Below are 13,571 nucleotides of genomic sequence, written 5' to 3'. Positions count from 1 at the left end.
CATTTTGAACATGGTGCCTTCGACGGTCAAAGTGGTCAATTCGGTCGGCGTTCCGGTTCTCTCGAACGAGGTCGACATCGCCAACGCCCGTCTGCAGTTCGAAAACGGCTGTGTTGCCAATGTCACCGCCAGCCGTGCCAGTCGTGAAGCGATGCGCAAGATCCGGATATTCCAGTCCGATGCCTATATCTCCATTGACTACCAGGAGCGCAAGATCGCCATCTTCCGTAAGGGTGGCGAGGGATTGCCGATTCCAGGGCTGCCGAACGTGACGATGGAGGAGAAGAGCTTCGAGCAGGGAGATGCCCTGCTGGAGGAGATTCGGGCTTTCATCGATGCCGTCGGCACCGGTACCGCTCCTCCCGTCACCGGGGAGGACGGCAAGCGGGCTCTGGAACTGGCCCTGCAGATTAATCAGAAACTCTGGCACGAGGTAAGTCCCTGACCTGCCGAATTTCCCATGGCTGAGTGCTGCAGGCGAGGGCGTGACCGCACGCCCCTCGCCTGTCGCTTTTGAAGTAACCCTGCTGAAAGAGGATGCGCCGATATGAATATCCCCATGGTTGACCTCAAAGGTCAGTATGAAATACTCAAGGACGAAATCGAAAAGGGTTTCCGCGATGTCCTGGAGAATACCCAGTTCATTCTGGGGCCCAATGTCCGCGCTTTTGAGGAAGAGGTAGCCGCTTACTGCAGGGTGAAGCATGCCATTGCCGTGGCCTCCGGAACCGATGCCCTGCACCTGGCCCTGCGCGCTGCCGGCATCGGCGAGGGGGATGAAGTGATCACCACGCCCTTTACCTTTATCGCAACAGCCGAGGCCATCTCTTATGTGGGTGCCCGGCCGGTCTTCGTCGATATCGACCCGGAGACTTTCAATATCGATGTCAGCCTGATCGAAGCGGCCATCACAAAGCGGACCCGGGCCATCCTGCCGGTCCACCTGTTTGGTCAGCCCGCTGACCTCGCCTCCATCCGGGAGCTTTGTAGCCGGCATGGACTCAGGCTGATCGAGGATTGCGCCCAGTCCTTCGGTGCAGAATATGGCGGCAGGATGACCGGGGTCTGGGGCGACTTGGGCTGTTTTTCCTTCTTCCCGAGTAAAAACCTCGGCTGTTACGGAGATGGCGGGATGATCGTCACCGACAGCGACGAGATGGCGGAAGCTGTCCGCGTTCTGCGTAATCATGGCAGCCGCCAGCGCTACCATCATTCGGTGATTGGTTACAACAGCCGGCTCGATGAACTGCAGGCGGTGGTGCTACGGGCCAAGCTCAAACACATTGAAACCTACAACGTCCTGCGACGCAAAAACGCCCATCTCTACACCAGTCGTCTGCAGGGGACACCGGTGATTCCGCCGGCAGAGGATGGCAAAGGTGTACATGTCTACCACCAGTATACGGTTCTCACCGATGCTCGCGAATCGATTCAGCATGCCCTCACGGCTGCCGGCATCGCTTGTGCCGTCTACTATCCCATTCCGCTGCACCGGCAGGAGGTGTATCGGGACATTTATGCCGATTGTTCGTTCCCCGTATCAGAAGAGGTCGCTGCTCGCGTCCTTTCGCTCCCCATGTATCCTGAACTGACGGCCAGCCAGATCGACCGGGTCTGCGACGTTCTGCTGGCAGCGCTGTAAGGAGCTGTCGTGTTGGTTTCCACTGCGCCACGTCGGGCGCTGATCGTCACCGGCGAGGCTTCCGGCGACCTCCATGGCGCCAACCTGATCCGGGCGGCCCGGGAGATCGATCCGGGCCTTTCCTTCTTTGGGGTCGGCGGCAGCCGGATGGCGGCGGCGGGTTGCGAAATACTCATTGCCGGGGAAGAGCTGGCAGTGATGGGACTGGTGGAGGTGATCGAGCATTTTCCGGTGATCCTTCGAGCGTTCAACCGTCTCAAGGCCCTGCTGCGCGGTCCTGACCGTCCCGCTGTGCTGATCCTCATCGATTTCCCCGATTTCAATCTGCGGCTTGCCAGAGAAGCGAAGAAGGCCGGCGTACCCGTGCTTTACTTCGTCAGCCCGCAAGTATGGGCGTGGCGGCGTGGTCGGGTGCATAAAATTGCCCGGGTGGTCGACCGCCTGGCGGCTATTTTCCCCTTTGAACCGGCTTTCTACCACGGGCTCGACATCGAGGTGGAATACGTCGGCAATCCCCTGCTCGACGAGGCGAAAGTCGAGTGCGGCCGCAATGAATTCCGGCGCCGCATCGGGCTAGACCCAGCCCGACCGGTGGTCGGGCTTTTCCCAGGCAGCCGGCGCAACGAGTTGAAATACAATTTCGACGCCATCCTCGGGGCGGCCGAACTGATCCACCGGCGCCATCCCGAGGCCTGCTTTCTGTTGCCAATCGCCCCCTCTCTGGCCCCCGAGGAGATTGCCAGGCGGATGGCCGGTTGCTCTCTTCCCATCACCCTGGTTCAGGAGAGCATCTACGATGTGGCCAATGCATGCGATGCGGTGCTCACCGTCTCCGGGACGGTGACCCTGCAGGTCGCCCTGGTCGGCACGCCGATGGCGATTCTCTACCGGATGGCGCCGGTGACCTACGCCATCGGTCGTCGCCTGGTGAAGGTGCCGCACATCGGCCTGGCCAATATCGTGGCCGGCGAAGGGGTAGTCCGTGAATTCGTACAGGATGATGCCACTGCCGAGAATCTTGCCGCCGAGATTATAAAAATTCTGGAAGAACCCGGATACGAGCAGAGCATCCGTGCGGGGCTGTCCCGGGTGCGGGAGCGCATGGGTGAGCCGGGTTGCTCAGCTCGGGTTGCCCGCATGGCCTCGGTGATGAGCCGGGGAACTTTAACCGAGGATACTCCATAAGTGCCTGGAAAAACGAGTCAACTTTACCGGCGACTGCTGGCCTATTCGCGCCCCCATAGCGTCCGGATCATTCTGGCCGTCATCGGTTCTCTCGGGGTGGCCGGCGTTGACGTCGCTTCGGCGCAGCTGGTCCGGCCGCTGTTCGACAGGATCATTGCCGCCGGCAACTATACCTTGGTCAATCTGGTACCGTTCATCATTATCGGTCTGGCGGTTTTCAAAGGGGCCTCCCGCTACGTCCAGGAATACTACATCAAGACGGCTGGCCAGTTGGTCGTCCAGGACATACGAAACGACCTCTATTCCCACTCCATGGGCCTTTCCATGGGGTATTACTCCCGCACCACCACCGGCAACATGATGTCACGCATTCTCAACGACGTCGGTGTTTTGCAGCGCTCCGCGGCCGACGTCCTGGTCGAAGCGGTGCGGGAGTGCTTCACCCTGGTGGGGCTGACCGCCTCGGCCTTCTACAGCGACTGGAAGCTGGCCAGCGTCGCCTTTCTCGTGCTGCCGGCGGCAGTGCTGCCGGCCTCGGTTCTCGGCCGCAAGATCAAGGACTACACCCGCCGCAGTCAGGCGACCATGGGTAATTTAACCGGGGTGCTGCAGGAGACCTTCTCAGGGATCAAGGTGATCAAGGCTTTTGGCACCGAGGGGGAGGAGAATCGGCGTTTTCGGACTGAAAACCTCGCCTTCTACCGCTTTCTTCGCAAGACCCTCAAATACGATTCCGCCTCGGCGCCCGCCATCGAACTGCTGGCATCGCTGGGTGTCGCCGCGGTCGCGTGGTACGGCCTGCATCGGGTCCTCACCGGGGCGATCACCCAGGGGCAGCTGTTCGCCTTTGTTGCTTCGGTTCTGATGATGTACGGTCCCCTGAAGAAACTGATCAAGGTCAGCAACAACATCCAGCGGTCGGTCGGAGCGGCGGAGCGGGTCTTCGAGGTCATGGACGAGATTCCCGATATTGCTGACACCCCCGATGCCCGGCCTCTTCCCCGCGCCCGCGGCGAGGTGAGCTTCGAGCATGTCGGTTTTGCCTATGAACAGGAGCCCGTGCTGAAAGACTTCTCTCTGCAGGCAAGGCCCGGGGAGGTGATCGCTCTGGTTGGTCCTTCGGGTGCCGGCAAGTCGACCATCGCCGGCCTGCTCGCCCGTTTTTACGACCCGCAGGAAGGCGCTATCCGGGTCGACGGCGAAGACCTCCGCCGCATCACCCTGGTCAGCCTGAAGAGCAACATCGCCCTGGTCGATCAGGAGACCTTCCTGTTCAACGACACTATCCGCAATAATATCCGCTACAGCCGTCGCAATGCCAGCGACGCCGAGGTCGAAGAGGCGGCGAGGCTGGCCTACGCCGATGACTTCATCCGCCTGTTGCCGAATGGGTACGACACCTCCATCGGCGATCGGGGGCTGCGTCTTTCCGGCGGGCAGCGACAGCGAATCTGCATCGCCCGTGCTATATTGCGCGATGCGCCCATCCTGATCCTTGATGAAGCAACCAGTGCTCTCGATACCGAGAGTGAGGCGATGGTGCAGAAAGCCTTGGCCAATCTGATGCGCAACCGCACGACTTTTGTCATCGCCCACCGGCTCTCGACGATCATGCATGCCGACAAGATAGTGGTTCTTGAAAGCGGTCGCATCGTTCAAGTCGGCAGCCATCAAGAACTTCTGCAGCAAGGCGGCCTCTACCAGAAACTCTACGAGATGCAGTTCCAGGATCAGAGATGAACCAGTCCTTAGGCGACCGCATCCTGCTCGCCGTGGCCCCCTTCCTGGCAGCCTGGGTCATACGTCTGCTGCAATCGCTGATGCGGATCGAGTATGTCGGTGAAGAGCGACTGCGAACTGGCTGGGAAAGGGGGGAGCACGTCATCCTCGCCTTCTGGCATGACCAGTTGCTGCTCATGGTTACCGGGTATCGCGGGCCGGGAGCGAAAATCCTCATCAGCGCCTCCAAGGATGGCGAACTCATCGCCCGGACCATGCGCTACTTCGGTCAGGGGGCGGTCCGGGGTTCTTCGACCCGGGGCGGCCGGGCAGCCTTCAAGGCAATGCTGGCTCTGGCCAAAGAGCCGTTCGATCTGGTCTTTACCCCCGACGGTCCCAAAGGCCCCCGACACACAATCAAGGAAGGGGTGGTGCAGTTGGCTCGTCTGACCGGCCGGCCGGTCATTCCCATGGCCTTCGCCTGCAGTCGTGGTCACCGTTTCGCCTCCTGGGACCGCTTCCTCCTGCCGTTTCCGTTCAGTCGCGGAGTATTTTCCTTCGGACCGGCAGTCCATCATGACGCGGGTGAATCATCAGCCGAGTTTCAGGCGCGACTGCAGCAAGCCATGGAAGAGAATGATCGACGGGCCAGAGCCCGCCTGGAGGAGCAGGGTGTATCTGCTGTATGACCTGATACTGCTTGTCGCGGCTGCGGTGCTGATCCCCTGGTTCGTGTTGCGTGGTCTTCGGCACGGAAAGGTACGCCGAGGCATCCGTGAACGACTGGGTCTTTATGCGGCTGATCGACTGACTCCGCTGGCCGGCCGCAAGGTCATCTGGGTCCATGCCGTCTCGGTCGGTGAAACACGAGCGGCGATTCCCCTGCTCCGCGCTCTGAAGGCCGCCTATCCGCAGAGTGCACTGGTCCTCTCCAATGTCACCGAAACAGGTCATGCTATTGCCGGCGGCATCAAGGAGGTTGATCTCCGCATTTTTTTCCCCTTCGACCTCTCCTGGGTGGTCCGGCGTGTACTTGGCAGGATCAACCCGTCGCTGATTGTCATCGTCGAAACGGAAATCTGGCCCAACTTCGTGCGCCTGGCCCATCAGTCCGGCATTCCCGTGCTGCTGGTCAACGGGCGAATCTCAGATCGCTCCTACCCCCGCTATCGACGAGCGCGTTGGCTTTTTCGACCCATCCTCCAGCAGTTTTCTGCATTCTGCATGCAGACGGAGCAGGATGCCGAACGCATCCGCGGCATGGGCGCGCCGCCCGCGCGGGTGGAGGTTACGCGCAATCTCAAATTCGACATGCAGGCAGCTCTGCCGGACCCGGCTGCTGCAGCTTCGTTGCGGCAGTCGCTGCGTCTTCCTGACCGCGCCTCGATCTGGGTGGCCGGCAGCACCCATGCCGGCGAAGAAGAGGTCGTTCTCGACGCTTATCGACAATTGGTTGAAGAGGGGCGCGACCTCGTGCTGGTCCTGGTTCCCCGGCATCCGGAACGCTGTCGTGGGATCGGTGAAATGCTGAGCAGTCGCGGTGTCCCTGTTTTCTTGCGCACGGCAGTAGAGTCCTCTGCCCGACCACTTGCGCCGGGGGAGGTGTTGCTGGTGGATACGGTCGGGGAGATGCTCAAACTCTATGCCGTGGCCGACCTCGTTTTTGTCGGTGGCAGCCTGGTTGCGGTCGGCGGGCACAACATCCTTGAGGCGTCTCTCCTTAAAAAGCCAGTGATTTTCGGGATCTACATGCATAATTTTAAAGAAATTTCGGAGCTTCTGCTGGAGGCCGGCGGCGGTATCCAGGTCACCAGTAAGGCCGAACTTCTTTCTGCCGTCAGGCGGTTGCTCGACAATGACGAAGAGGGCCGTCGCATGGGCGAGCGAGGTCATGCCCTGCTGGAGGCGAACGCCGGCGCCACCGAACATACCCTGGCGGTCATCAGGCGGTTGCTGGGACACTGACATGGGCCGGCTTTTCGCTCTGCATCGGCGGTTGGTGACGGCGGGACCTGAAGGCCTCGCACAGCAGATGCTTTATCCGCTGTTGCGTGTTGCCGGGCGTCTGTACGGCCTGATTGGCCGGTTGCGCCGGAAGCTCTACCGGGCTGGGGTGCTTACCGTTTACCGGGCCCCGGTGCCGGTCATCTCGGTTGGCAACCTGACGGTCGGGGGGACCGGCAAGACCCCGATGGTTGATGATCTGGTAAAATCGCTGTTGGGACACGGTCGCCGGGTGGCAGTCGTCAGTCGCGGCTACGGCGGTCAGGGTGCCGGCAGGGTCGGCGTGGTCTGCGCAGGGGACGGACCTCTCCTGCCGCCAGGGGTTTGCGGCGACGAACCGTACCTGCTGGCGCAGCGCAACCCCCGTGCCCTTGTTCTTGTCGCTCCTCGCCGGGCCGAAGGCATCCGTCTGGCTGTTGAACGTTTCGCCGCGGATGTGATTCTGCTCGATGACGGTTTCCAGCACCTGTCTGTCGCTCGCGACCTCGACATCGTGTTGCTCGATGCCCGTCGGCCGTTCGGCAACGGTCATCTCCTGCCCGCCGGGTTGCTGCGTGAGCCGCTCTCTGCACTCTCCCGGGCCGGTGTCGTGGTGCTGACCCGCAGCGACGGCTCCGAGAACCCTGTTCCGACCCTCACTTGTCCGCTTATTCGCTGTCGCCACCGCCTGGCTGTCGAGACTGTCTCCCTGGCCGGGGAGAACCTGCCGCTGAAGAGCCTTGTCGAGCAGCGCGGTGTCGCCTTCGCCGGGATCGCCGATCCCGAAAATTACTTCGCCGCGCTTGCGGCCCAAGGCCTGAAACTGGTGCGAACCTTGCCGCTTTCCGATCATGTGGTCTACGACCGCGACACTTTGGCGCTTCTTGTCGATGCCGCGCAGGATGCGGATTTTCTGGTGACCACAGAAAAAGATGGTGTTAAACTGTCGGCGGCGCAGTTGCCCCGGCCCTGTTACCAGACCCCCATGACCCTGGAATTTTACGACCAGGGCTCACTTCTTCTGGAGCGGGCCCTTAACGCGGTCATCCATCAGGAGACTCCATGACCCTGTCCAAGGAACTGCTCGAGATACTCGCCTGTCCCAAGTGCAAAGGGGAGGTGCAACTGCAGGTGGACGGTTCGAAAATCGTCTGCAATGCCTGCCGTCTCGCTTATCCTGTTCGCGACGGGATTCCCGTGATGCTCATTGATGAGGCCGAGTCCCTCTAGGAATTTACGGACCAACGTCCGCAGCCGGATTTGTTTTTATTGAAACCGCTCGACCGAAATCACGTCAATCGCATCTGCCTGCGGGCCACCAACTGGATTGGCGACGCCGTCATGACGACCCCTGCCATGGGGGCGCTTCGCAGCAGTTTTCCCGCTGCCGAGATCGTGGTGGTCGCCAACCCGCTGGTGGCCGAGCTTTTTCGGCATCATCCCTATTGCGACCGGGTTCTGGTGTACGACAAGAAAGGAACGCACCGGGGACTGAAGGGTCTGTTGCGCCTCTGTGGCGAGTTGCGCCGAGAGCGCTTCGATCTGGCGATTCTGCTGCAAAATGCTGTCGAGGCAGCCATTATGGCGTTTCTCGCTCGCGTGCCCCGGCGGGCCGGGTACGGCACGGACGGCAGAGTTCTGCTGCTGACCCATCCGGTTCCGGTCGACGCGGCGGAACGGCGTCTGCATCATACCCGCTATTATCTGGGGATGCTCGAAGCACTCGGTATCCGGGGCGGCGACGGTGCCCTGCGACTTGCCTGTACCGACGATGAACTGGCCTGGGCCCGTGAACTGCTCGGCGAAGGGGCGCCGGTGGTCATCAATCCCGGGGCGGCCTACGGTTCGGCCAAGCGCTGGTATCCCGAGCGTTTTGCCGAAGTCGGCAACCGTCTGGCTGCTGAATTCGGTGCCCGCATCGTTCTTACCGGCGGGCCTGGTGAGACGGAAATCGGACGTGATATCGCCGCCGCCATGGACGTTCCTCCGCTCAACCTCATCGGCAAAACGAGCGTCAGGCAGATGATGGCGGTGCTCTCCCTTTGTCGCCTGGTAGTGACCAACGATTCCGGTCCGATGCATGTGGCAGCGGCTTTTGGTGTGCCGATCGTCGCCGTCTTCGGCCCTACGGACCATACCACCACTTCGCCGCTGGCCGAGAACTGCCGGATCATCCGCAAGGAGGTCGACTGCGCTCCCTGCCTGCTTCGCCAGTGTCCGACCGATCACCGTTGCATGGCTGCGATCGGCGTGGAAGACGTGATGGTTGGCGTTCGGGAACTCTGGAAGGCGCAGGAATGAAGATTCTCATCGTCAAGGTGAGCGCCCTCGGCGACGTTGTTCATGCCCTGCCGGTGCTGGCCTACTTGAAAAGTGTCGATCCGCAGATGCAGATCGACTGGCTGGTGGAAGAGTCGTTCGCACCCTTGTTGGAAGGTCATCCGCTAATCCGCAAGGTTATTCGGCTGCGCACCAAGGCCTGGCGCCGGCAGGGAGCAGGGCAGGGGGGCTGGCAGGCCCTGGTTGCCGGCGCCGCGCTGCGGCGCGAGTGCTATGACGTGGTTCTCGATCTGCAGGGAAACAGCAAGAGCGGCCTCTTCACGCTGCTGACCCGAGCGCCGCTGCGCTTCGGTTTCGACCGCACGGGGACCCGCGAATGGCCCAACCGGCTGGCGACCAATCGCAAGGTTACCCTGGGCGAAGAGGCTTTTCATATTACGGACCGTTCCCTGGCCGTGGCGCAGGCGGCGTTGCCGGGCGGCTGCGGGCGACTGCTGGCGGGGCCGCTGGCTGCCGACCAGGGCGCAACCGAGCGGGTGGAACTGCTGCTGCGTGAAAAAGGGCTGACTGGTCAGCCGGTGGTCGTTTTTCACTACGGCACCACTTGGCAGACCAAATTGTGGGCTCTGAAAAACTGGCAGCAGCTTGCTGCCCGTCTCAGTGACGCCGGCGTGCAGCCCTTGCTGACCTGGGGAAACGATGCTGAGCTGGCCGCCGCCGAGGCGATTCGGGCGGCGAGCGGCGACCGTGCCCTGATCTGGCCCCGGGGGACGCTGCCGGATCTTGTCGCCCTGCTGCAGCGAGCCGACCTGGTGGTGGGCGGCGACACCGGCCCCATCCACATCGCCGCTGCCGTCGGGACGCCGACGGTCTCTCTTTTTCGGGTGACCGACGCCCGGCGCAACGGTCCGCGCGGCGACGGCCATCTTTGTCTCCAGACCCCGCTGGACTGTTCCCCCTGCCTGCGCAAGTCCTGTGAGCGGGATCGGGAGTGCGCCGCCAGCATTGCCGTCGACGTGGTCCTGGAAGCGGTCACCTCCCGGCTCCGAGGCAGGGGATGAGCCCGTTCGTGCGTTGCGGTACTGTCGAGGTTGCCGCCAGAGTTTTACCGCTGTTGGCTTCGGCCGGACTGAGCCAGTTCCGGGACTTCATGGACTACTCCGGTGGTGCTCACATCTGCCACAAGCGGGGGCGTTCGGTTTTCCGCCTGCAGGTCGGCGACCGGGCGTTTTACCTGAAGCGCAATCGTTTTCACTGGGTTGAGTTCTGGAAACGAGTCAGCCGTCTCAAGTGGCCGCCGCGCGGCGCCCTCGTAGAGTGGAAGAATATCCTCGCCGTGCAGGAAGCCGGGATCCCCACAGTTTCTCCGGTAGCCATGGGGGAGTGCGTCAAGTTCGGTATCGATATGGCTTCCTTTACCTTGACCGAGGAGCTCTATCAGACCGTCCCTCTCGATGCCGTGTTCCAGCGAGAACTCGGCGGTTCCCTCGACGATGCAGGGAGGCAGAAAAAGCGGCGGCTGACCCTGCAACTGGCTGCCACCGCCCGCAAACTGCACGGCAGCGGCATGTATCACCAGGATTTATATCTCAGTCATTTTTATCTCGGGCCCGGCGAGACGCTCTATCTTATCGACTTGCAGCGCGTTGGCCGGCGGTCGAGAGTGCCGACCCGTTACCGCGTCAAGGATCTCGGCCAGCTCAACTATTCTGCCGATTTCACCGGCGGGATCTCGCGCGCCGACCGGATGCGGTTCTTCCTCGCCTATCTCGGCAAAAAGCGCCTGGAGCCTGCGGACAAGAAACTGGCCCGGAAGGTGCTGGCCAAGACCCGGCGCATCGCCCGGCACGACGTCAAGCTGGCGGTCCGCCGCCGGCGCCGGGGCGAGAAACCTTGAGAGGCCTTGCGCTCTTTCTTCCCTTCTACATGAAGGGCGTTCCAGGAATGGGTCCATGATCAACGTCCTGCTGCTTGTCAAACGTTATAGCGGCAACTATCCGCTGCTCAACGAGATGGCGAAACTCGACGAAGGTCGTTTTCGCTGTGTTGTCTGTTATCTTGGCGGGGAGAAGGACGGGCAGAACCCTCTCGACAGCCGGGCGAAGACCTACTATCTGGGCCTTAAAAATCACGAGATCAAGCTGTGGAATGGCACGCTTCGCCGCCGTCTTGCCGCAATTATGGATGCCGAGCAGATCCATGTGGTCAATTGCCATCTGCAGCGGACCATCGCCGTCGGCATTGCTGCGGCCCGGGCGGCCCGTAGCCGTCCCGCTGTGGTGGCCACACTCCATGGATTGGGGAGTGCCGACTCCTGGCAGCGCAAACTGGGAAACTGGCTGCTGTATCGTCACCTGTACAAAATCGTTGGTGTCTCCGAAGGGGTCAGACAGGATCTCTTGCGCAACAACTGGCACTTGAACCCGGACAGGGTGGTTGCCATTCATAACGGGATCGATACCGCTCCATTTCTTCAGCCCCAGGCAAAAGATGCCATGCGGCAAAGGCTTTTTCCGGACATACAGGGAAAAATCTGGTTTGGAACGGCCGGGAGGCTCACCAGGGTAAAGAATCAAAAAAACCTCCTATTGGCGTTTAAACGTTGTATAGATATTTTTCCGGAAAGTGTGCTCTTGATTTGCGGCCGGGGGGAAGCAGAGACAGAGCTTAGAAGTTTGACTTCTTCCTTGGGCCTTGATGGAAAAGTACACTTCCTCGGGTTCCGACAGGATATTGCCCAGGTTTTGGCAGCGCTGGATGTTTTTGTCCTTCCCTCCCTGCGTGAAGGGTTTGGGCTGGCGCTGGTGGAGGCTATGTGCAGCGGTATTCCCGTGATAGCTTCGCAAGTTGGTGGCGTCCCCGAAATCTTTGGCGAAGTGGCTGTCGGCGAACTTATTGATCCTCAAAGCGTTGACGGCCTGACCAACGCCATGATCCGCATCGCTCAGCGTTCCGATGAAGATCGGGTCCGGTTGGGGGAAAACGCCAGAACGCGTGTCTTGCAGAACTTCACTGCTGAAAAAATGGTAAAGGGATACGAAGAACTCTACGCGGCAGCGTGGCGAGATTTGCCCGTCAATCGCGACCGCCGGCCATAATCATTCCTCATTTTGTTAGCTTGGAGAGAATAGGTGCCGCCTTATCTGGTTACGGGACAAATCTCAAAGGCGAAGGCAGCCAAGGACGGACATGTCCTCATCTGACCTGCAATACGACCTGGAAACGGTCCCCTGTGCACTGTGCGGATCGGACCGCCATTACATCTACTTTTCCCGGGCCAAGGAGCTGTACAACGGCTTCGACGCGTATTTCAACGTGGTCCGCTGCCGGAACTGCGGGTTCGTTTTCACCAACCCCCGGCCGACGGCCGCGACCATCGGCAGTTTTTATCCCGATTCGGCTCAGTACTACCAGCCCAAAACGAGCCGTGCGACAAACGGCAACTGGTCGCGCAAGAAGTGGAAAAGGGCTCTGCAACAGTCGGTTCTGGCCCGCCGTTTCGGCTATGAGCTGCGCCGGTTGCCGTCCCTTGTCGATTTTCTTCCCGGCCTTCTCTGGCGCAACAAACTGCGCCTGGCCCACGTGCCACGCTTCGTGCCGAACGGCAGGCTGCTCGATATCGGCTGCGCCTGGGGAGGATATCTGTGGCGGATGCAGGAGCTCGGCTGGAAGGTGTACGGCAGCGAACTCAATGCCACGGCGGCCAGTTATGCCCGGGAAGAACTTGGCCTCGTCAATGTACGCAGCGGCTCCTTTGCCGACCTCGATTTTCCTGATGAGTCGTTCGACGTGGTGCACATGAGCATGGTTCTCGAGCACCTCTACGATCCTGCCGAAGCATTGCGCCGAATCAACAAGCTGCTGCGCAGCGATGGCCAGTTCATCCTCTCCGTCCCCGATATTACCGGGTTCGAGGCGAGGCTCTTCAAGGACAAATGCTATACGCTGCAGGTCCCCCAGCATCTCAGTCATTTCTCGCCGGAGACGGTTACCCGGTTTCTGCGCCAGGCGGGGTTTGCCGTCGAGGAAATCCTTCACCAGAAAGCCAGGAAGGATTTTCTCCAGTCGGCCGAATACCTGGAAAACAAAATGCTGGCTCGGGCTTTGCGTCACCCTCTGGTCAGGGGCGTGGTTCTCGGCCCGCTGGTAGGGGTTCTCGCCGCCCTGGGGAAAACCAGCCGCATGAGCATCTTTGCCCGTAAGGAGCGCCCCCTGTGAGCAAGGAGTCGTTTGCCAAAGGTGCAACGCCTCTGCAGGTGCTCTTTCTCGTCCCGCGGTTGGATAAAGCCAGCACCCGCTATCGGGTGCTGCAGTACTTTCCGGCCCTTGAGGCGGCGGGAATCCGGCACGAAATACGCGCCCTATCGAAGACCTCGCGCCACTGGCTGCAGCTGATTCGCCAGGTCCGTGCTGCCGACGTTGTTTTTGTTCAGAAGAAACTGTTTTCTTTCCTGGAACTCTCCCTGCTTCGGCGACTGAGCAAGCGGCTTATCTACGATTTCGACGATGCCGTCATGTACAAGGACGGACCGGCGAGCGCCGAGCAGCACGCCCGTCAACGCCGACGCTTCGCCGCCACCGCGGCGCGGGCCGATCTGCTCATTGCCGGCAATGATTATCTGTGCGAAGAGGCCCGTGCCTGCCATCGGCCGACGATCATGATCCCCACCCCCTTGGACATGACCCGCTACGCTGCCAGAACACCGGCAGAAGACGCGAAAGGGGATGTCGTTCTCGGCTGGATCGGCAGCCGCGGGACGCT

The 13,571-nt window shown here is 61.0% G+C and carries 14 protein-coding genes; all 14 read left to right on the top strand.

Annotated elements, in window-relative coordinates:
* A partial coding sequence (locus VD811_00845) for a Gfo/Idh/MocA family oxidoreductase (GenBank protein ID HXV19518.1) occupies window positions 1-445 on the top strand: 445 nt, incomplete at its 5' end.
* Window positions 446-547: 102 nt separating this feature from the next.
* Window positions 548-1,642, top strand: a complete 1,095-nt coding sequence (locus tag VD811_00840) for a DegT/DnrJ/EryC1/StrS family aminotransferase (GenBank protein HXV19517.1) — start codon at window positions 548-550, stop codon at window positions 1,640-1,642.
* A gap of 9 nt (window positions 1,643-1,651) precedes the next feature.
* The gene (gene lpxB / locus VD811_00835; protein ID HXV19516.1) at window positions 1,652-2,827 is read left to right on the top strand and encodes a lipid-A-disaccharide synthase; all 1,176 of its coding nucleotides are present in this window, start codon (window positions 1,652-1,654) and stop codon (window positions 2,825-2,827) included.
* The gene (locus tag VD811_00830) at window positions 2,828-4,567 is read left to right on the top strand and encodes an ABC transporter ATP-binding protein (GenBank protein HXV19515.1); all 1,740 of its coding nucleotides are present in this window, start codon (window positions 2,828-2,830) and stop codon (window positions 4,565-4,567) included.
* Window positions 4,564-5,235, top strand: coding sequence for a lysophospholipid acyltransferase family protein (locus VD811_00825; GenBank protein ID HXV19514.1), 672 nt, complete (start codon window positions 4,564-4,566; stop codon window positions 5,233-5,235). Before VD811_00830 ends, VD811_00825 begins: the two co-directional genes overlap by 4 nt.
* Window positions 5,219-6,511: a 3-deoxy-D-manno-octulosonic acid transferase gene (locus tag VD811_00820; GenBank protein HXV19513.1), complete on the top strand. Its 1,293-nt coding sequence runs from the start codon at window positions 5,219-5,221 to the stop codon at window positions 6,509-6,511. Before VD811_00825 ends, VD811_00820 begins: the two co-directional genes overlap by 17 nt.
* 1 nt (window position 6,512) lies before the next feature.
* The gene (lpxK, locus tag VD811_00815) at window positions 6,513-7,595 is read left to right on the top strand and encodes a tetraacyldisaccharide 4'-kinase (GenBank protein ID HXV19512.1); all 1,083 of its coding nucleotides are present in this window, start codon (window positions 6,513-6,515) and stop codon (window positions 7,593-7,595) included.
* On the top strand, window positions 7,592-7,759 hold the full coding sequence (locus VD811_00810) for a Trm112 family protein (GenBank protein ID HXV19511.1): 168 nt from the start codon (window positions 7,592-7,594) through the stop codon (window positions 7,757-7,759). Before lpxK ends, VD811_00810 begins: the two co-directional genes overlap by 4 nt.
* 39 nt (window positions 7,760-7,798) lie before the next feature.
* Window positions 7,799-8,830 carry a lipopolysaccharide heptosyltransferase II gene (gene waaF / locus VD811_00805; GenBank protein HXV19510.1) on the top strand — a complete coding sequence of 344 codons (1,032 nt, stop codon included), beginning with the start codon at window positions 7,799-7,801 and terminating at the stop codon, window positions 8,828-8,830.
* On the top strand, window positions 8,827-9,870 hold the full coding sequence (gene waaC, locus VD811_00800; protein ID HXV19509.1) for a lipopolysaccharide heptosyltransferase I: 1,044 nt from the start codon (window positions 8,827-8,829) through the stop codon (window positions 9,868-9,870). The genes waaF and waaC overlap by 4 nt, the downstream gene beginning before the upstream one ends.
* Window positions 9,867-10,706 carry a lipopolysaccharide kinase InaA family protein gene (locus tag VD811_00795; protein HXV19508.1) on the top strand — a complete coding sequence of 280 codons (840 nt, stop codon included), beginning with the start codon at window positions 9,867-9,869 and terminating at the stop codon, window positions 10,704-10,706. The genes waaC and VD811_00795 overlap by 4 nt, the downstream gene beginning before the upstream one ends.
* A gap of 55 nt (window positions 10,707-10,761) precedes the next feature.
* Window positions 10,762-11,907, top strand: a complete 1,146-nt coding sequence (locus VD811_00790; GenBank protein HXV19507.1) for a glycosyltransferase — start codon at window positions 10,762-10,764, stop codon at window positions 11,905-11,907.
* Window positions 11,908-11,998: 91 nt separating this feature from the next.
* A complete protein-coding gene (locus VD811_00785; GenBank protein ID HXV19506.1) occupies window positions 11,999-13,027 on the top strand; it encodes a class I SAM-dependent methyltransferase in 1,029 nt (342 codons plus the stop codon).
* Window positions 13,024-13,571 (top strand): hypothetical protein (locus tag VD811_00780; protein ID HXV19505.1); only part of this gene is annotated, 548 nt, incomplete at its 3' end. The genes VD811_00785 and VD811_00780, both read left to right, overlap by 4 nt.

The organism is Desulfuromonadales bacterium (genome assembly GCA_035620395.1).
In the GTDB taxonomy this organism is placed as follows: Bacteria; Desulfobacterota; Desulfuromonadia; order Desulfuromonadales; family DASPGW01; genus DASPGW01.
Note: the sequence above shows the minus strand (reverse complement) of the source record. Positions and strands in the feature narration are given on the sequence as shown.

What these genes read in the sequence shown, in the direction of transcription:
- VD811_00840 (HXV19517.1), top strand. Translation starts at nt 548, where the DNA reads ATGAATATCCCCATGGTTGACCTCAAAGGTCAGTATGAAATACTCAAG.
- VD811_00825 (HXV19514.1), top strand. Translation starts at nt 4,564, where the DNA reads ATGAACCAGTCCTTAGGCGACCGCATCCTGCTCGCCGTGGCCCCCTTC.
- lpxK (HXV19512.1), top strand. Translation starts at nt 6,513, where the DNA reads ATGGGCCGGCTTTTCGCTCTGCATCGGCGGTTGGTGACGGCGGGACCT.
- VD811_00810 (HXV19511.1), top strand. Translation starts at nt 7,592, where the DNA reads ATGACCCTGTCCAAGGAACTGCTCGAGATACTCGCCTGTCCCAAGTGC.
- waaC (HXV19509.1), top strand. Translation starts at nt 8,827, where the DNA reads ATGAAGATTCTCATCGTCAAGGTGAGCGCCCTCGGCGACGTTGTTCAT.
- VD811_00795 (HXV19508.1), top strand. Translation starts at nt 9,867, where the DNA reads ATGAGCCCGTTCGTGCGTTGCGGTACTGTCGAGGTTGCCGCCAGAGTT.
- VD811_00790 (HXV19507.1), top strand. Translation starts at nt 10,762, where the DNA reads ATGATCAACGTCCTGCTGCTTGTCAAACGTTATAGCGGCAACTATCCG.
- VD811_00785 (HXV19506.1), top strand. Translation starts at nt 11,999, where the DNA reads ATGTCCTCATCTGACCTGCAATACGACCTGGAAACGGTCCCCTGTGCA.